At 65.2% G+C, this 17,181-nt stretch carries 17 protein-coding genes and 4 pseudogenes; 13 read left to right on the plus strand and 8 right to left on the minus strand.

Going from position 1 to position 17,181, the window contains the following annotated elements; genetic code table 11:
• Positions 1–48: 48 nt before the first annotated feature.
• A complete protein-coding gene (locus VDP79_RS07585; RefSeq protein ID WP_323017619.1) occupies positions 49–708 on the minus strand; it encodes an alpha/beta hydrolase in 660 nt (219 codons plus the stop codon).
• Positions 709–765: 57 nt separating this feature from the next.
• Here VDP79_RS07585 and VDP79_RS07590 point away from each other — a divergent pair, with 57 nt between their 5' ends.
• From VDP79_RS07590 to galU, 4 genes are all read left to right on the plus strand, one after another.
• Entirely contained in the window at positions 766–1,629 is an 864-nt protein-coding gene (locus tag VDP79_RS07590; protein WP_323017620.1) for a biotin--[acetyl-CoA-carboxylase] ligase, read from the plus strand.
• On the plus strand, positions 1,626–2,459 hold the full coding sequence (locus tag VDP79_RS07595; protein WP_323017621.1) for a type III pantothenate kinase: 834 nt from the start codon (positions 1,626–1,628) through the stop codon (positions 2,457–2,459). Before VDP79_RS07590 ends, VDP79_RS07595 begins: the two co-directional genes overlap by 4 nt.
• A gap of 91 nt (positions 2,460–2,550) precedes the next feature.
• Positions 2,551–2,727, plus strand: a complete 177-nt coding sequence (locus VDP79_RS07600; protein WP_323017622.1) for a hypothetical protein — start codon at positions 2,551–2,553, stop codon at positions 2,725–2,727.
• Entirely contained in the window at positions 2,724–3,563 is an 840-nt protein-coding gene (gene galU / locus VDP79_RS07605) for a UTP--glucose-1-phosphate uridylyltransferase GalU (protein WP_323017623.1), read from the plus strand. Before VDP79_RS07600 ends, galU begins: the two co-directional genes overlap by 4 nt.
• On the opposite strand, the gene VDP79_RS07610 is transcribed toward galU, so the two are convergent.
• Both VDP79_RS07610 and waaC read right to left on the minus strand, forming a co-directional pair.
• The gene (locus VDP79_RS07610; protein WP_323017624.1) at positions 3,542–4,885 is read right to left on the minus strand and encodes a 3-deoxy-D-manno-octulosonic acid transferase; all 1,344 of its coding nucleotides are present in this window, start codon (positions 4,883–4,885) and stop codon (positions 3,542–3,544) included. The two genes, galU and VDP79_RS07610, sit on opposite strands and share 22 nt — an antisense overlap.
• Positions 4,882–5,859 carry a lipopolysaccharide heptosyltransferase I gene (gene waaC, locus VDP79_RS07615; protein ID WP_323017625.1) on the minus strand — a complete coding sequence of 326 codons (978 nt, stop codon included), beginning with the start codon at positions 5,857–5,859 and terminating at the stop codon, positions 4,882–4,884. Before waaC ends, VDP79_RS07610 begins: the two co-directional genes overlap by 4 nt.
• Positions 5,860–5,963: 104 nt before the next feature.
• Here waaC and VDP79_RS07620 point away from each other — a divergent pair, with 104 nt between their 5' ends.
• A complete protein-coding gene (locus VDP79_RS07620; protein WP_323017626.1) occupies positions 5,964–6,485 on the plus strand; it encodes a gamma carbonic anhydrase family protein in 522 nt (173 codons plus the stop codon).
• A gap of 28 nt (positions 6,486–6,513) precedes the next feature.
• Here the strand turns inward: VDP79_RS07620 and VDP79_RS07625 are convergent, their stop codons facing one another.
• From VDP79_RS07625 to VDP79_RS07640, 4 genes are all read right to left on the minus strand, one after another.
• Positions 6,514–7,569: a glycosyltransferase family 4 protein gene (locus tag VDP79_RS07625; RefSeq protein WP_323017627.1), complete on the minus strand. Its 1,056-nt coding sequence runs from the start codon at positions 7,567–7,569 to the stop codon at positions 6,514–6,516.
• A 62-nt stretch (positions 7,570–7,631) separates the two neighbouring features.
• Entirely contained in the window at positions 7,632–8,999 is a 1,368-nt protein-coding gene (gene glmU, locus VDP79_RS07630; RefSeq protein WP_323017628.1) for a bifunctional UDP-N-acetylglucosamine diphosphorylase/glucosamine-1-phosphate N-acetyltransferase GlmU, read from the minus strand.
• A 90-nt stretch (positions 9,000–9,089) separates the two neighbouring features.
• Positions 9,090–9,731 carry a PhaM family polyhydroxyalkanoate granule multifunctional regulatory protein gene (locus VDP79_RS07635; RefSeq protein WP_323017629.1) on the minus strand — a complete coding sequence of 214 codons (642 nt, stop codon included), beginning with the start codon at positions 9,729–9,731 and terminating at the stop codon, positions 9,090–9,092.
• Between the two features lie 43 nt (positions 9,732–9,774).
• The gene (locus VDP79_RS07640; RefSeq protein ID WP_323017630.1) at positions 9,775–10,608 is read right to left on the minus strand and encodes an NUDIX hydrolase; all 834 of its coding nucleotides are present in this window, start codon (positions 10,606–10,608) and stop codon (positions 9,775–9,777) included.
• Positions 10,609–10,860: 252 nt separating this feature from the next.
• On the opposite strand from VDP79_RS07640, the gene coxB reads away from it, so the two are divergent.
• The 4 genes and pseudogenes from coxB to VDP79_RS07655 all read left to right on the plus strand — a co-directional run bounded on the left by coxB (position 10,861) and on the right by VDP79_RS07655 (position 14,952).
• Entirely contained in the window at positions 10,861–12,021 is a 1,161-nt protein-coding gene (gene coxB, locus VDP79_RS07645; protein ID WP_323017631.1) for a cytochrome c oxidase subunit II, read from the plus strand.
• 81 nt (positions 12,022–12,102) lie between these two features.
• Positions 12,103–13,706: pseudogene (gene ctaD / locus VDP79_RS07650) on the plus strand (cytochrome c oxidase subunit I).
• A 248-nt stretch (positions 13,707–13,954) separates the two neighbouring features.
• The gene (locus tag VDP79_RS14885) at positions 13,955–14,047 is read left to right on the plus strand and encodes a hypothetical protein (protein WP_416233072.1); all 93 of its coding nucleotides are present in this window, start codon (positions 13,955–13,957) and stop codon (positions 14,045–14,047) included.
• A gap of 21 nt (positions 14,048–14,068) precedes the next feature.
• A pseudogene (locus tag VDP79_RS07655) lies at positions 14,069–14,952 on the plus strand (cytochrome c oxidase subunit 3).
• On the opposite strand, the gene VDP79_RS07660 reads toward VDP79_RS07655, so the two are convergent.
• Entirely contained in the window at positions 14,940–15,167 is a 228-nt protein-coding gene (locus VDP79_RS07660) for a DUF2909 family protein (RefSeq protein WP_416233070.1), read from the minus strand. The pseudogene VDP79_RS07655 and the gene VDP79_RS07660 sit on opposite strands and share 13 nt — an antisense overlap.
• Before the next feature lie 111 nt (positions 15,168–15,278).
• Here VDP79_RS07660 and VDP79_RS14890 point away from each other — a divergent pair.
• The 4 genes and pseudogenes from VDP79_RS14890 to VDP79_RS07675 form a co-directional block, all read left to right on the plus strand.
• Positions 15,279–15,439 (plus strand): annotated as a pseudogene (locus VDP79_RS14890) (SURF1 family protein); the annotation flags it as partial.
• Positions 15,440–15,497: 58 nt separating this feature from the next.
• Positions 15,498–15,980, plus strand: a complete 483-nt coding sequence (locus tag VDP79_RS14895; protein WP_416233071.1) for an SURF1 family cytochrome oxidase biogenesis protein — start codon at positions 15,498–15,500, stop codon at positions 15,978–15,980.
• Positions 15,977–16,595: pseudogene (locus tag VDP79_RS07670) on the plus strand (SCO family protein). The gene VDP79_RS14895 and the pseudogene VDP79_RS07670 overlap by 4 nt, the downstream one beginning before the upstream one ends.
• 60 nt (positions 16,596–16,655) lie before the next feature.
• Positions 16,656–17,181 (plus strand): COX15/CtaA family protein (locus tag VDP79_RS07675; protein WP_323017634.1); only part of this gene is annotated, 526 nt, incomplete at its 3' end.

Raw genomic sequence — 17,181 nt, forward strand, 5'->3', positions numbered from 1 at the left:
ACGTACCGTCTGGATGGCGAGCCGCAGGCCTGCCATCGCCCGGCGCAGTCAGAGCAGCGGATCCGCCAGCCCCGCCAGGCTGCCGAGCACGGCTTGGCGCAAGACCAGCAGCTTGCCATGAAAGAAATGGCCCGCATCCGGCACCACGGTCATGGGCAGCTGATGCGCCCGGGCGAAATCCATACCCTCGGATAGCGGCACGACCTCGTCATGCTCGCCGTGTACCATCAGCGTGGACGCCGGCACCGTCAAGGACCGGTAGCGATACCGTTCGACCGCGCATCCGATCAGCATCAAGCGCGATGGCAAGGGCAGTTCCCGGTCGGCCAGTTCTGCATACAATTGGGCTGCCACCGCCGATCCGAAGGAAAATCCGGCCAGCGCCCAAGGCCCCTGCACCGCCTGCGGCCAAGCCTGAAAAACATGCTCGATACACGCTACCATATCGGCGGTTTCGCCGACCGCCTGATCGAACACCCCCTGCGAACGACCAACCCCGCGAAAATTCGGCCGGATCGTCAGCAGGCCCTGCTGCACACAGGCGCGCGCCACAGTGGTGACGACCTTGTTGTCGCGGGTGCCGCCATGCAAGGGATGCGGATGCAGGACCAACGCCCAGCCGACAGGTGACTGTTCAGGATGGTCCACAGTATATTCAACCGTGCCCGACATCCCCTGGAACGCCGATTGTTCCGTACGTAAACTCATGATGAACTGGATTTTTGATCGGTTTGGCTCAGACCTCATTCTACCCATATGACCGGTATGTCTTCTGACGACGCTCCGTTTCTGCCCGACCCCGACCAGATGGCCGCCGGGCTACGGACTGCCCTGCCCTTCTTTCGCCAGATCGACTGGCAGGCGGAAACCGGCTCAACCAACGCCGACCTGCTGGCGCGGGCACGCCAGGCGCACGGCGCCGTCGCCCGCCCCTGGCTGCTGGGCACGCACCTGCAGACGCAGGGGCGCGGACGGGCGGGACGCACCTGGCAAAACCGGGTCGGCGCCAATCTGATGTTTTCCTGCGCCTTCGACGTCTTTCTGCCTGCCCGGCAATTACCCACCCTGGCGCCGCTGATCGGCCTGGCAAGCTGCCAGGCGCTGCGCCAGCAGATCAGCCCCGAGCATCGGTCCCGGCTGAACATGAAATGGCCCAATGATCTGCAATGGGATCATGCCAAGCTGGCCGGCATCCTGATTGAATCCACCCGATCCAGCACCGCCCAGGTCGCCGATCATCACCTGATCATCATCGGCATGGGCCTGAATTTGCTGGATGCCCGCGCCCTGTCGCTATCCCTGGACCGCAACGTCGCCGACTGGGCGAGGTTGGCTGCGACCGACATCCAGGCGGCGCAATCCGACGCTGTCACGCTGGCCGCCTGCGCCGCACGGGCCTGGTACGAAGCGCTGAACCAGGCCACTGCCCACGGTTTTGCCGACCTGCCGGCCCGCTACGCCCAGGTCGATGGCCTGGCGGGTCAACCGCTGGATGTCATCGACGCGGGCAAGCTGCGCCAGACGGGCATTGCCTGCGGCATCGATACGCAAGGCCGCCTGCTGCTGCGCAACGCCGATGGCGTCCACCCCGTCTCGGTCGGCGAGATCTCTGTGCGGCTGCGGCGATGAAACTGCTGATCGATGTCGGCAACACCCGCGCCAAAGTCGCCTGGATGTCTGCCGGGGACACGGATCGACAGACCCCCGTCACCGCGCTGGACGCCGACTGCCTGCCAACGCTGGCAGCGCACTTGCCACACCGGCCGCAAGCCATTCTGGGCTCAAATGTGGCAGGGCTGCACATCCGCCGGCAGTGGGACCAGGCTTGCCATGCCGCCTGGGGGCTGACGGTGCGCTGGTGCGATGCCCGCGACGGCTTGGCGCTGCTGCACAACCCCTACGCCGACCCTGCCCGCCTGGGGGCGGACCGCTGGCTGGGGCTGCTGGGACTGCTGCCGCGCCTGGCCGCCGATCCTGGCTGGCGCGCGGGCCATGCCGCCCTGCTGGCCAGCTTCGGCACCGCCACCACGATCGACACCCTGCTGCCCGGCGATGCGGGAACCCTGCCCGCTTTCCTGGGCGGCCTGATTCTGCCCGGTCCGTCGCTGATGGCCGACAGCCTGAACCAAGGCACGGCTCAGCTGCCCCTGAGCGCCGGTCAGCTCACGGATTTTCCGCAAAACACACACGATGCCATTGCCAGCGGCATTGCCGCTGCCCAGGCCGGCGCGCTGTTGCACCAATGGCATCTGGCCCGGCAGCGCACCCAGGGGCGCGCGCCCTTGGTTTTCGTGTGCGGCGGCGCTTGGCCGAGCGTCAGGGCGGCCATCCAGGAAGGCCTGGCTCAGACCCAGGCCGCCGCAAGCCTGCCGCCCCGTCCGCCCTGCCACCTGGACGGCCCGGTCCTGGATGGGCTGGCCTGCCTGTCTCTCGCTGAGGGTCCGACGCAGGCCAATTGATATACTGAACGGCTGCATCGCACGAGAGCATGCCGAACAAGGCCATCCCGGCCAATCCCCGGCAAGCCAAGACCTGACACCTACTTGCACCATGCGCTTTCTGCTGATTCTTGCTGCTATCGCCAACATGGCCCTGCTGGCCTATGGCCAGGGCTTTTTTGGCCCGCCCCCATCAGAACAGGGCCGCACGCCGCGCCCCCTGTCGCAACGCAGCCAGCAAGCACTGGTCCCCAGCGCTCCTATTCCCCCTGAATTCACGCCACGATGAAACCTATCCGCAAAGCGGTCTTCCCGGTCGCCGGACTGGGCACCCGATTCCTGCCCGCCACCAAGGCCATGCCCAAGGAAATGCTGCCGATCGTCGACAAGCCCTTGATCCAGTATGCCGTCGAAGAAGCTCTGGCCGCCGGCATCACCGAATTGATCTTCGTCACCGGCCGCAACAAGCGCGCCATCGAAGACCATTTCGACCGATCCCCGGAACTGGAGGCCGAACTGCAGGCCAAAGGCAAGCAGGCGCTGCTGGACACCATCCGCACCATCCTGCCAGACCATGTGCACTGCATCTACACCCGTCAGGCCCAGCCGCTGGGCCTGGGCCATGCCGTGCTGTGCGCCGCGCCCATCGTCGGCAACGAACCGTTCGCCGTGCTGCTGGCCGATGACCTGCTGGACGCCGACACCGCCGTCACGCGGCAGTTGGTGGACGCCGCTCACCAGCACGATGGCAGCGTGCTCGCCATCCAGTCCATCGATCCGCAGGATTCCCGCAAATACGGCATCGTGGCCGGTTCTGCCGTGGATGCCCGCAATACCCGGGTCGAGCATATCGTCGAAAAACCGGCGCCGCAGGATGCGCCGTCCAATCTGGCCGTGGTCGGACGCTATGTGCTGGAACCGGAGATTTTTGATTTTCTACGCCAGACTCAAGCCGGCGTGGGTCAGGAAATTCAGCTGACGGATGCGATCTCAGCCATGCTGAAACACCGCCGCGTCCTGGCGCACCGCTACGAGGGCGAGCGCTACGACTGCGGCAGCAAAGAAGGTTTTTTCAAGGCGACGATCGCCCTGGGCAAGAAATATCACGGTCTGGATGCCGGCTGACGCACCAGCAGATCCTCGATACCGTTGACCACCCGGGCCACTGCCCCAGCGTGCTGGCGGACCCAGTTGCTGCCAGCCTGCCCCACCTGCATCAGCACGGCCGGATCGTCCAGCCACTGCAGCGCCTGGCGCAAGGCCTGATCGGGATCGGCGGCTTGCACCAGCGCACCCGCCGCGCGGGCATCCGTCACGGCCTGCTCGAAGTGGGCTGTATGCGGCCCGACAATCACCGGACAGCCCAAAGCGCTGGCCTCGATGAAGTTCTGGCCGCCCAGGGGTGCAAAGCTGCCGCCCACGATCGCCACCTGGCTGCAGGCGTAATACCAGGGCATTTCCCCCAGCGTATCGCCCAGCAGCACCGTCGCCTGCCTGCAAGCAGCCAGGGCGGAACTGCCGCTATCGCCCAGGTCCAGCAACTGCGTGCGCCGGACGAACGGCAAACCGGCCGCCTGCAACTGGGCGGCGGCCTCGTCGAAACGCTGCGGGTGCCGGGGAATCAGGATCCACAACAAAGGGGAATCTGCTTCTGTGCCGCTGGCCGCCGCGCGATCACACAAGTGGCGGATACCCCGAATGAAGGCCGCATCCTCGCCCTCGCGCGTACTGGCCACGGCAATCACCCGGCAGCCCAGTTGCGCGGCGAAAGCCTGCCCGCGCGCCACCTTGTCCTGATCCAGGCCGACGTCGAATTTGAAATTGCCCGAGACACTGACCTGCCGGGCGCCCAGGCGTTCCAGGCGCTGCGCATCGGCCAGGGATTGTGCATAGGTCCGGGTGATGCGGCCATAGGTCTGGCGCATCAGGCCGCCCAGGCGTTCGGTGCGGTGCAAAGCGGCTTCGGACAAGCGCGCACTGGCCAGAATCAGGGGAACACCCGCCTGCTGCGCGGCGAACACCAGATTGGGCCACAGTTCGCGCTCGATCAGCACACCCAGCACCGGTTGATAGTGGCGCAGAAACCGGCGCGTTGCGCCGGGAAAATCATAGGGCAGCCAGGCCTGCTGCAGCGTGCCCCTGCCCAGATCGGCGGCATACGCGCGCTGGCCTTCGGCACGCCCCGTCGCGGTCAGATGCGTCAGCAACACCCGATGGCCGCGATCCAGCAGCGCCCGGATCAAGGGCTGCGCCGCCCGCGTCTCCCCCAGGCTGACGGCATGAATCCAGATCGCACCGGTCGATGGCGGCGTGCCGCGATAGCGGCCAAAACGCGTGCCGCCCAGCACCGCCCAACGTCCGCCCGCACGGCGCGCCCGCAGCCCCATCCAGGCCAGCAGCAGCGGCGACAGGATCCGCAGCAGCTGGGAATACAGCCAGCGGCTCATGGCGTCTCTGTGCTGGATCGCGCCGTATCCAGGGCGGCATCGATCGCGGCCAAGACCTGTACGGCATCAGGTTCTTGCCCCCGCTCGCCCAGACTGGCGGTATAGGCGCTTCCCTGCAAAGGCGTGCGTACCGGCGTCGAGGCTTTGTAGATGCCGATGGTCGGGCGGCCCAGGCCAGCGCTCAGATGGGTCAGGCCGCTATCGAGCCCCACCATGATTCGCGCCCGCGCCAGCTGATCAGCCACCTGACGCAGGCCTAGACGCGGCAGGACTTCGGCCCCGTCACGCCCTTGAATCAGCGCGCGGGCCCGCGCCTGTTCGGATTCATTGCCCGCCAGCAGGCGCAAGCCCAGGCCCTGCGCCTGCAGATGATCGAAGACCTGCCGCCAATGACTGGCCGGCCAGAGCTTGTCGTCCCGGCTGGCCGAGGGCATGATCAAAGCCACGGCTTCGACGACCGCGGGTTCGGTGATGGCCTGCAGGCCGAAATCGGGCGGTCCGTCAAAGGTGTAGCCGAACGCCGCCGCTGCCAGCGTGCGTTGGCGGATAATGGCCGGCTGCCAGAATTCCACACGGTGCTTCACGTCATAAAACAGCGAGGCCAAGGGTTCACGCGCCGATTTCCAATCCAGCCCATGCCGCCTGCCGCTTGCCTGGCGCACCAGCCAGACGGACTTCAGCAGCGCCTGCATGTCCAGAATGACGTCGTACTGCCGGGACGCCAGATCTGCGCGCAAGGCTGCCCGTTCGCGGCGCGTCGTCGCGTCCCACCAATGCTTGCGCCAGCGCCGATGCGCCACGGAGATGACGTCGCGCACGGCGGGATGCCAGGCAGGAATCTCGGCGAAGGATTCCTCGGCGATCCAGTCGATCTGCGCATCGGGCACGTGTCGGGCGATGTCGCTGATGGCCGGCAGCATATGCACCAGATCCCCCAGCGAGGAGGTGCGTACGATCAGGATACGGGTTGTCATGGCGCGATTATAGGCGGGCAGCCGCACCCGCCGCGAGACTGGTATTCTTGTCTTTATCGAGCCGGTGCTTGCCGCAGACCGGCTGCCACCCGGAGCCCCGACCCATGACCTGCTACGCCCTGGGGGACCTGACCCCCCGCATCGATCCTTCCGTTTTCATCGCCGCCGAGGCCACCGTCATCGGCGCCGCCACCCTGCAGGCCGGCGCCAGCGTCTGGCCGGGCGCCGTGATCCGTGCCGACAACGAACCCATCATGATCGGCGAACAGTCCAACATCCAGGAAGGCGCCGTCCTGCACGTGGACACCGGCAAGCCCCTGACCATCGGCCGCCAGGTGACCGTCGGGCATCAAGCCATGCTGCATGGCTGCACCATCGAAGACGGCGCACTCATCGGCATCCAGGCCGTCGTGCTCAACGGCGCGGTGATCGGTCGTCACAGCCTGGTGGGCGCCGGGGCGCTCGTCACCGAAGGCAAGGTCTTTCCTGAACGATCACTGATCCTGGGCGCGCCCGCCAAGGCCGTGCGCACGCTGTCCGACGAAGAAGTCGCCGCCCTGCAGCGCAGCGCCAAAGACTACGCCGCCCGCGCCGCGCACTATCAGACGTCTCTGCACCCGCTATAAGGCGCCGCTCAGGCCGCACACGCAAGGGTCAGGCGGCGCCCAGCTGATGGTACAAGCGTTCGTACGCAGCCACCATGGCCGGTACGGAATAGACTTGTTCTACATGCACGCGCGCGCGCAACGCCATGGCCTGGGCGGCATCGGCATGACTCAATACCCACGCAATGCGCCGCGCCAAGGTCACGGCATCTCCGGCCGGCGCCAGCAAGCCACGATCCGGGGCCAGGATTTCCCGGTGGCCGCCGACATCGGTCGCCACCACCGGCAGACCGGCCAGGCAGGCGTCCAGCACGCTGGTGCCCAGCGCCTCGAACCGGGAACTGCTGGCATAGACATCGGCCAGCGCCAGAAAATCGCCCACCTGCGTCTGAAAACCGACGAAGCGGTAGTGATCCTGCAAACCCAGGGCCTGCACCCGTGCACGGGCGACATCCGCCGCTGCGCCATCCGCCCCGCAATGCAGGCAGACAATATCCGGATGATCGGCGCGCAGCCGATCCACGGCCTCGATCAGGGTCAAGGGGTCTTTTTCAGGGCTGAGCGCCGCTGCCGTGACCAGAACGCGCCGCCCCGCCAAAGCGAACTGTTGCTGCAGAACCGATACCTGCCGAGGATCCACCAGCGGCGCCTGAACAGCGCTGGGGATCACCTGCGCGTGCAGTCCCAGCGCCCTGGGCGCTGCGGCGGCGGCCTCGCTGATCGCCACCAGCGCATCCGCCCGCGACCATTTCCACCGCTGGCGCTGCGCCTTGCCTGAGGCATCAAAGGCCGTCCGCCGGGTAAAGACCAGCGCAGCCCGCAAACAGGGCCGTAACACCGCCAACACGCTCATGGCCTGGGCCGTCTGGGCGTGCACCACATCGTAGGCGCCGCGCTGGGCCAGCAACAGACGCGCCAGCGCAACACTGCCCGTGCAGGGATGCACGATCATGCCCGCCGCCTGGGCGCGCTGGGCCAAGGGCCCGCCCGCCCGCGCCGCCAGCGCCACCTGATGACCCGCCGACTGCAGACCCTGCAGCGTCAGCAGGGTCTGGCGCTCACCGCCGCGCCAGCCTTTTTCCAGATTCAGCTGCAATACGCGCATCGCCCCGCCTTATGACGCGAACCCGGCCAACGCCGGCATGCGGTTTGCCGGACGCACCGGCATCACGCCTTGCGCTCTGGACGCTTCCAGCCCGGCACGATCTGTTGGCGGGCGCGCGACAGGGTCAGTTCCCCCGCCGGTGCATCGCGCGTCAACGTGGTGCCCGCCCCTAGCGTCGAGCCCTGGCCCACTCGCACCGGCGCAACCAGCTGGGTATCCGATCCGATGAAGACATCGTCTTCGATCACCGTCTGGAATTTATTCACGCCATCGTAATTGCAGGTGATGGTCCCGGCGCCGATATTGACCCGTTCGCCGATCACGGCGTCACCCAGGTAGCTCAGATGATTGGCCTTGGAGCCCCGCCCCAGGCGGGTTTTCTTCAGCTCGACGAAATTGCCGACGTGCGCTTCCGGGCCGACATCGGCCCCCGGCCGCAGGCGGGCATACGGGCCGATCCGGGCGGATGCCCCCACCTGGGCGCCTTCGACGTGCGTATAGGCGTCCAGCGTGGCGCCGGGGCCGATATCCGCCTGGCGGATCACGCAATGCGGCCCGATACGCACGCCATCGGCCAGCTGGACGTTGCCCTCGAACACGCAGCCCACGTCGATGAAGACATCGCGTCCGCACCGCAGATCACCGCGCAGATCGAAACGGGCCGGATCCGCCAGCGTCACGCCTTGTTCCAGCAGGCGGCGGGCCTGTTCGCCTTGCCAGATGCGCTCCAGCTGCGCCTGCTGCACGCGGCTGTTCACACCCAGGGTTTCCCAGTGCGCCGCCGGCTGGGCATGCGCCACCGCCATGCCGTCGCGCACCGCCAGGCCAACGATATCGGTCAGATAGTATTCACCTTGAGCGTTGCGATTGTCGATCTGCCCCAGCCAGCGCCGCAAGGCGGCCGTGGGGGCCGCCAGAATGCCGGTATTGACCTCGGTGATCGCGCGTTCGGCATCGGTCGCGTCTTTATGTTCGACGATACGCTGCACGCGGCCCCGGTCATCGCGCACGATGCGGCCATAACCGGCGGGATCCAGCAGGGTTTCCGTCAGCAGCGCCAAACCGTCGCCGCGCGCCTGCAACAAAGCCTGCAAGGTGGCGGCCTGCACCAAAGGCACATCGCCGTACAGCACCAGGCAGGTATCGTCCGCATCGCCTTCCAGCAGATGGGGCAAAGCCTGCATGACCGCATGACCGGTGCCCTGCTGGGGCTGCTGCAGGGCGAACGTCAGGCCCTGGCCCGCATAGGCGGTCTGGACGCGATCGGCGCCGTGGCCCACCACGACCACCACCCGATCGGGGTTCAGCGCGCGCGCAGCACCCAATACGTGACTGAGCATGGGCTGCCCGGCAATCGGATGCAGGACCTTCGGCAGGTCGGATTGCATGCGCTTGCCCAAGCCGGCAGCCAGAATGATGATATTCAACATAGAAGCGGAAGCGAAAGTTGACGATGAGACCCTGGCGCCGGACGCCAGCCCCCCGACCAGGGCCGGCGGGCGTCCTGGGCGCCGAACATATCAGGCGCGGGGTTTGCGGGTCGAAGCGGCCCGGGAAGCCGTGGTCTTGCGAGCCGGGGACGCTTTGGACGCCGTCTTGCGAGCAGTCTTGGGAGCAGCGGATTTTGCCGTAGGCGCGCGCTTCTTTTTCGTGGCGCCCGTTGCCGTGTCGGCAGCCTCGGCCATGCCGCTCAGGCTGGCGGTGGTGGCATCCCGCAGCTGCTCGAACTGTTGCTGGACCATGTTCCACCAGTCGCCGGCGGCCTGGGCATAGGCCTGGCCGGCATCATCCGCCGAAGCGTCCGCCGAGGCGGCTTGGCGCGTCGATGCGGATGACTTTGCCGCATCCGGAAAGACGCTTCCGGTAAACGACTGGAAGGTCTTGAGCGTGCTGCGCTGGATTTCCAGCCCCTGGATCGTACTGGACAGCATCGTGGCATTGAGCTGCAGCCAGTTCTGCACCGTCTGCAATTCGCGGATGCGCCGATCCAGGTCTTCCAGGGAAACCGTCGGCATGGCGGGGGCGTCCATCCGCCCGGCGCCCGCCAGATTCTGCCAAGCCTGGCGCATCATATCCAGGCCGGCCAGCAGCGGATTGCCGGCCGATTCGCCCTGCTGGCCGAAGCCGGGCAACACAAAGGGATTGGTAGAGTCCTGAGCCATGATGGTGTACCTCCGCCGGATCGGACCGGCATCAATCAATCGGTCAAGGGGACGGCGGCGCGCCTAGCCGCCGCCGCAAGGAATCCAGAATGCACAATTCGGCTTCCAGGGTAAAAGCGCCGTGCTCGATCATGTCCCAGAGATCGGCCATGTCGACGCAACGGAATTCCATGACTTCGCCATCCAGATTGGCGGGCGCGGCAGCCGCATCCAGCACGCAGTCGCTAAGGCACACGGTTTCGACCTGATACCCGTCCGGCAAACGGCGATGCATGCGCAGCACCGTGCGCAAAGGGCCATGCGCCGCCAAAGCCACCGGCGCCAGGCCGGCTTCTTCGTGGGATTCACGCAACAGGGCGGATTCGGGGTCTTCGCCGGCAGCGACCAGCCCCCCGGACAAGGTGTCCCACAAACCCGGATCGGTCGATTTACCAAGGGCGCGGCGGGCCACCCACAACCGGCCATCCGGCGCCCAGCCATTGAGGTGCACCGCCTGGGTCAGCAGCCCCAGCGGGCGCACGGCGCCGCGTTCGATACGCCCCAGCAGGCGGCCTTCGGCCACCACATCCAGCAATTCGTCGCGCCAGCTGCGGATGCAGCCTGCGTCGCGCAAGGCCAGCGCCAGATCGCGCAACACCCCGTCCAGGCTGAGGCGTGCGGCAGGGGCCGCCGTCAGGTGGGCGGCTTCGGCTTCGATGTGCACACCGGGCCGATCAGCAATGGCGGCCAGCGCCGTGGCGCCGATCCATCCGGCCACCCGCCCCGCGACCGTGACCGGCCGAGCGCCGATCGGCGGTAATTGCTGGGTACGACGCACCAGACGCGCACAGCGCATCGCCAGATCGTCCGGGGTGAAAACCGCAGAGGTGGAATCCATCAAAGCATTGTAGTGGAAGCCCGAACGGGATAGGTGGAAACCCGCGAAAGCGCATGAATAGGGCAGAACCCTGCCTGTACAAGCGGAAACGCTTGGCTATAATCCCTTCAAGCTTATAAGGACATCGCAGGCCGCCGCTTCCATGGGCGCACGACCTGACGATCCGATCATGTGTGCAGGGCCCGTTCCCCTCGTGTGTCTTTGACGAAGGTCTACCCGCCCCGAAGAACACACACAAACCAGAGGGACGACATGAAGATGGTCAGAGGGTTGTTAGGCATGATCGCGCTGTCATGGATGACAGTCGCAAGCGCGCAGGTTCAGGACGTACCGGGGGGACCGGCGGTCAATCAGCTGAACGTCACCCCGGGGGTCACGCCGATCTCCCAAGAAATTTATGAACTGCACTGGATGATCATGATCGTCTGTACGATCATTTTCATCGGGGTCTTCGGGGTGATGTTGTATTCCATCATCCACCACCGCAAGTCCCGGGGCTACAAGGCCGCCAAGTTCGACGAAAACCTGTCGATCGAGCTGACCTGGACCGTCATCCCCTTTCTGATCATCGTCGCCATGGCCATTCCGGCCAGCCGCACGATCGTCGCCATGAAAGACACCTCGGGCGCCGATCTGACGATCAAGGCGACTGGCTACCAATGGAAGTGGGGCTACGAATATCTCGACGGCTCCGCAGCCGGCGTGCAGTTTCTGTCGAACCTGTCCACCCCTCAGGACCAGATCGACGGCAAGGCCCCCAAAAGCAATACCTACCTGCTGGAAGTCGACCATCCGATGGTGGTGCCCGTCGATAAAAAAGTCCGCGTCGTCCTGACGGCATCCGACGTCATCCATTCCTGGATGGTGCCTGATTTCGGCGTCAAGCAAGACGCGGTGCCCGGCTACCTGCGCGACACCTGGTTCCGGGCTGAAAAAACCGGCACCTTCCGCGGTCAATGCGCTGAGTTGTGCGGCAAGAACCACGCCTATATGCCGATCGTGGTCGAGGTGAAATCCGCCGAAGACTACGCCCAGTGGGTCAAAGACCAGAAGGCCGCCATGGCCTCCGCCACCGAAGACCCCAACAAGGCCTGGACCAAAGACGAACTGATCGCCAAGGGCAAGGAAGTCTTCGGCGCCAACTGCGTAGCCTGCCACCAGGCCAACGGCCAGGGCATCCCGGGCACTTTCCCGGCGCTGAACGGCGACACCAAATATGTGTTGGCGCCCATGAAGGATCAGATCCTGACGGAACTCAACGGCCACCCGGGTACCGCCATGGCGGCGTTCCGCGATCAGCTCAGCGATGTCCAGCTGGCGGCCGTCATCACCTACACCCGTAACGCTTGGGACAATGCCGGCAAAGGTCCGGATCCCGTCGTGCAGCCCTCGGACGTCAAGGCACTGCGCTAACGTCCGCCGCACTACGGCCCCATCCCACATCCTATTTATCCGCGCCGCCCTGCGTGCGGCGCGCCCTCCAAGGAGGCATTCATGAGCAGCGTTACCGCAGACCACATCCCGCCCAGCACGGGACATGACGAACATGCACACCACGTCCCCACAGGCTGGCGGCGCTGGGTGTTCGCCACGAACCACAAAGACATCGGAACGATGTACCTGATTTTTTCGTTCTGCATGCTGCTCGAAGGCGGCACTCTGGCGCTATTGCTGCGCACAGAGCTCTTCGAGCCCGGCATCCAGTTCTTCCAGCCCGAACTGTTCAACCAGTTCACGACCATGCACGGGCTGATCATGATTTTCGGGGCCATCATGCCGGCCTTCGTGGGTTTCGCTAACTGGATGATCCCGCTGCAGATCGGCGCATCCGACATGGCCTTCGCCCGCATGAACAACTTCAGTTTCTGGCTGCTGCCCGTCGGCGCCATCCTGCTGACCACGTCGTTCTTCGTGCCCGGCGGCGCCAACGCATCCGGCTGGACCATGTACGCGCCGCTGTCGCTGCAGATGGGCCCAGGCATGGACTTCGCGATCTTCGCCGTCCATATCCTGGGGGCCTCGTCCATCATGGGGGCGATCAACATCATCGTCACCATCCTGAACATGCGCGCGCCCGGCATGTCGCTGATGAAAATGCCGATGTTCTGCTGGTCCTGGCTGGTCACGGCCTACCTGCTGCTGGCCGTGATGCCGGTGCTGGCCGCCGCTGTCACCATGCTGCTGACCGACCGTCATTTCGGCACCCACTTCTTCAATGCCGCCGGCGGCGGCGACCCGGTGCTGTACCAGCACGTGTTCTGGTTCTTCGGACACCCCGAGGTCTACATCATGATTCTGCCGGCCTTCGGGATCGTGTCGCAGATCATCCCCACCTTTGCCCGCAAGCGCCTGTTCGGCTATGCGTCGATGGTCTACGCCATCTGCGCCATCGCCATCCTGTCCTTCCTGGTGTGGGCGCACCACATGTTCACCACCGGCATGCCGGTCACGGCCCAGCTGTTCTTCATGTACGGCACCATGCTGATTTCCATCCCCACCGGGGTCAAGGTCTTCAACTGGACGGCCACCATGTGGCGCGGGTCCATGACGTTTGAAACCCCGATGCTGTGGGCCATCGGTTTCATCTTCGTGTTTACCATCGGCGGCTTTACCGGTCTGGTGGTGGCCATCGCCCCCATCGACATCCAGGCCCAGGATACTTATTACGTGGTGGCGCACTTCCACTATGTGCTGGTGGCCGGGTCGCTGTTCGCCCTGTTTGGCGCCGCCTACTACTGGCTGCCGAAGTGGTGCGGCCACATGTATGACGAAAAAATGGGGAAACTGCATTTCTGGAGCAGCATGATTTCCTTCAACATCGCCTTCTTCCCCATGCACTTTCTGGGGCTGGCCGGGATGCCGCGCCGCTATGCGGACTATGCCTCGCAATTCACGACCTTCCACCAGGTGTCCACGATCGGGGCCTTCTGGTTCGGTCTGTCGCAACTGATTTTCATCTATGTCGTGGTCAAGGCAGTGCGCAGCACCGGCCCCACCGTGCCCGCCTGCCCCCCTGGGAAGGCGCCGAGGGCCTGGAATGGACGGTGCCTTTGCCCGCGCCCTACCATACCTTCGTCACCCCACCCGACTATAAATAAATAAGGCTGGATACCGGCATCAGCTGGAAGTTTCGTCATGACACCTGAACAACGTCGCCGCAATCGTCGCACCGGATGGGACTGGGCTCTATTCGCGATCGCCATCCTGGTCTGGACCTTTGTCCGCGCCAATCTGTACGGGGTCGCCATTTGAGCGGGCCAGGCGCTTTTCTGCGATCGGTGCGCACCATCGCCTGGGCGTTTCTGGGCCTGCGCAAACGCTCCGGTCATGACTCTATCTGAACCGCATCGGCCCGTCGCATCTTATCGTCGCGGGCCTGCTGGGCGGGCTGGGATTCGTATTGCTGCTGCTACTGGCCGTCCGGCTGGTCACAGCCTAGAATCAGAAAGAGGAGAACAACATGACAGCAGTTGCACAGACAGCGGACGGCAGCAAAGCTCCTTACTATTACGTCCCGCCCCACTCCGCCCACCCGATCCAGGGCAGCCTTTGCATGCTGGCCACGCTGCTAGGCGCGGCATTCTGGGTCAACGACTACGCTTTTGGCCGCTGGCTGTGCATCGCCTGGGATCCCGTGCATGTTCGTCGTGCTGTTCAGCTGGTTTGGCGATGCCATTTGCGACAATCCGAAGGCGGCATGAACAGCAAACGCATCGACCATTCCTACCGCTGGAGCATGACCTGGTTCTATCTTTTCCGAGGCTCATGTTCTTTTCGGCCTTCTTCGGATCACTCTGGTACACGCGCGACGTGTCCACCCCATGGCTGAGCACACTGGATTCCCAGACACTGCTGTGGCCAAGCTTCACCGGCGTCTGGCCCAATTTCGGCCCGGCGGGCACCGTCGCCCCGTTTGAGTCTGTCGGGCCGTTCTGGCTGCCCACCATCAACACGGCCCTGCTGCTGACATCCGGCCTGACCCTGACCATCGCCCACCACGCCCTGCGGGCCGCCCAGCGGCAGAAAGCCATTTTCTGGCTGGGGCTGACGGTCGTCCTGGGCTTTACCTTTGTGGCCTGCCAGGCCTACGAATACCACCACGCCTATACCGAACTGAATCTGCGCTTCACCTCAGGTGCATTCGGCGCCCTGTTCTACATGCTGACCGGATTCCACGGCTTTCACGTCATCCTGGGCGCTACCATGCTGACCGTGATCTGGTTCCGCCTGGTGCGCGGCCACTTCACGCCCGAACATCACTTCGGCTTCGAAGGCGCTGCCTGGTATTGGCACTTTGTGGACGTCGTCTGGCTGGGCTTGTATATCTTCGTCTACTGGGTGTGATGCTGGCTGCCCGGCGCCGGCCTACCCCATGGTAGCCGGCGCCCCGGCGGCATCGATCCACCCCAGGGCATGCGCCAGCAGCAAAAACAGAAACAGCAGGATGGACGAGCCCAGGCCATCCGGCCGCTACGGCCCTGATCCTGCATCAGAAACACCAGGGCCGAGCCCAGGCTGGCGACAATCGCCAGAAACAGAATGACAATCAGCACTTTCATGGATGGATTCCCGCCTGTCTTCCGTCACAGAACAGCCACGAAAAAGCCCTGGCGGCCATCGTATTGCTGATCCTGCTGACAGGTATCTGCATCGCGGCGGGCCAGTGGCAATTGGGCCGTGCCCATGAGCGCGAAGCCATTCACGCCGCCCGCTTGGCCGGCCAGCAAGCGCCGCCGCTGACGCTGACGACCCAGACACCCCTGCCGGACCTGAATGGCATCGCGCCAGCGCTCGGGGGCAATGGCTCAATCCGTTTACTGTACTCCTGGATAATCGTAACCTCAAAGGTCAGCCTGGTCTCTGGGTAGCGACCCCATTGGCCCTGCAGGATGATCCCTGGCGCCGCCGTGCTGGTGCTGCGCGGCTGGGTCGCCCGACCGATGCCGCCCGCCGTCACTGCCCGATCTGCGGGCTGCCGAGGGGCCGGTCCAGCATCCAAGGCACCCTGCTGCGCCAGGTGCCCCGTCTGCTTGACCTCGACCAATCTGACCGGCGGCGAGGGCTGCCGGAACTGCCACGGCCCTTCCCGTCCTTGGACGGCGCTGCCGCCTCAGCATGCAGAATCTCAGACCTGGATGCGCTGGCGGCTGCCATCCGGCCTGCGCCTGCTGCCCGTCGTGCTGGAACAAGCCCCTACCCAGGATGTCGGCCTGATCCAGGAATGGCCCGGCCCATCGGATAACGCCAGCCAGAACTACAACTACGCCGGACAATGGTTCAGCTTCGCCGCCATTGCCCTGATCGCCGCCGCTGCCATCCTATGGCGCTCCTGGCGGAAACCCGCCGCCCCATCAGAATCGGACGCACCCTGACCATGACGACTGTTCCCGCCCGCCCCCGTTCCATCACTCCGGTCATCGCCATCTTTCTGGTTGCCCTGGCGCCCGTGGTGTTCGCCCTGCTGGCCTACTATGTGCCGGCGCTGGGCCTGCGGCCCGCCATCCAGACAAACTACGGCCAGCTGCTCGAACCTCAACGCCCGATCCCGGACACCCTCACCCTGCGCGACGAGTCAGGGGCAGCCGTACGATCTGAATCAGCTCAAAGGGCAATGGCTGCTGATCAGCACCGGCCCCGGCGCCTGCCCTGAATCCTGCGTGCGCGGCCTGTTCGTGATGCGCAATTCGCATGCCAGCCAGGGCAAAAACGTCGACCGCCTGGAACGCATCCTGTTCGTCACCGACGACGCCCCCATCGCCCCGGTCGTCGGTGATGCCTATGTCGGCACGCACGTGCTGCGCGCCGATCCTGCTCAGCTGGCAGCCTGGTTGGCGCCCGGCGCCGCCGACCCCGCAGCCGCGCTGGCCTCGGGCCTCTGGATCGTCGATCCCTTGGGCCATCTGATGATGCAGTTCCCAGATGGCCAGGACCCTGAAGGCGTGCGTGACGACATCCGCGTCCTGCTGAAAAATTCCCGGATCGGATAAGCAGTGACCGCCTATCGCCGCCTGGTTTTTCTGGCCTGGTTCCTGACGCTGGACCTGATCATGTTCGGCGCCTTCGTGCGGCTGACCGATTCCGGCCTGGGCTGCCCTGATTGGCCGGGCTGCTATGGGCACTTCAGCCCCCTGGGGGCGCATGCCTCCATCCGCCAGGCGCTGGAAGCCATGCCGTATGGCCCGGTCAGCGCCTTTCAGGCCTGGGTCGAGATGATCCACCGCTATGCCGGCGCTTTCCTGGGCATGCTGATCATCGCCTTCACGGTCCTGGCCTGGCGCCTGCGTCATGCCCTGGCGCGCAGCCCGGCGCTGGCCACCGCCGTACTGGGCCTGGTCTGTCTGCAGGGCGCTTTCGGCGCCTGGACCGTCACTCATCGCCTGATGCCGCTGGTGGTCACCACCCATCTGGTCCTGGGCATGAGCCTGCTGGCCATGATGACCTGGCTGGCCGCCCGCGAAAAATCCCACGACCCGGTGCCGGCGGCGCTGGCCAGCGGTCGTGGCTGGATGATGCTAGGCCTGACCGTGCTGTTTCTGCAGCTGGCGCTGGGCGGCTGGGTCAGCACCAACTACG

Source organism: Castellaniella sp., from assembly GCF_034675905.1.
In the GTDB taxonomy this organism is placed as follows: Bacteria; Pseudomonadota; Gammaproteobacteria; order Burkholderiales; family Burkholderiaceae_B; genus Castellaniella.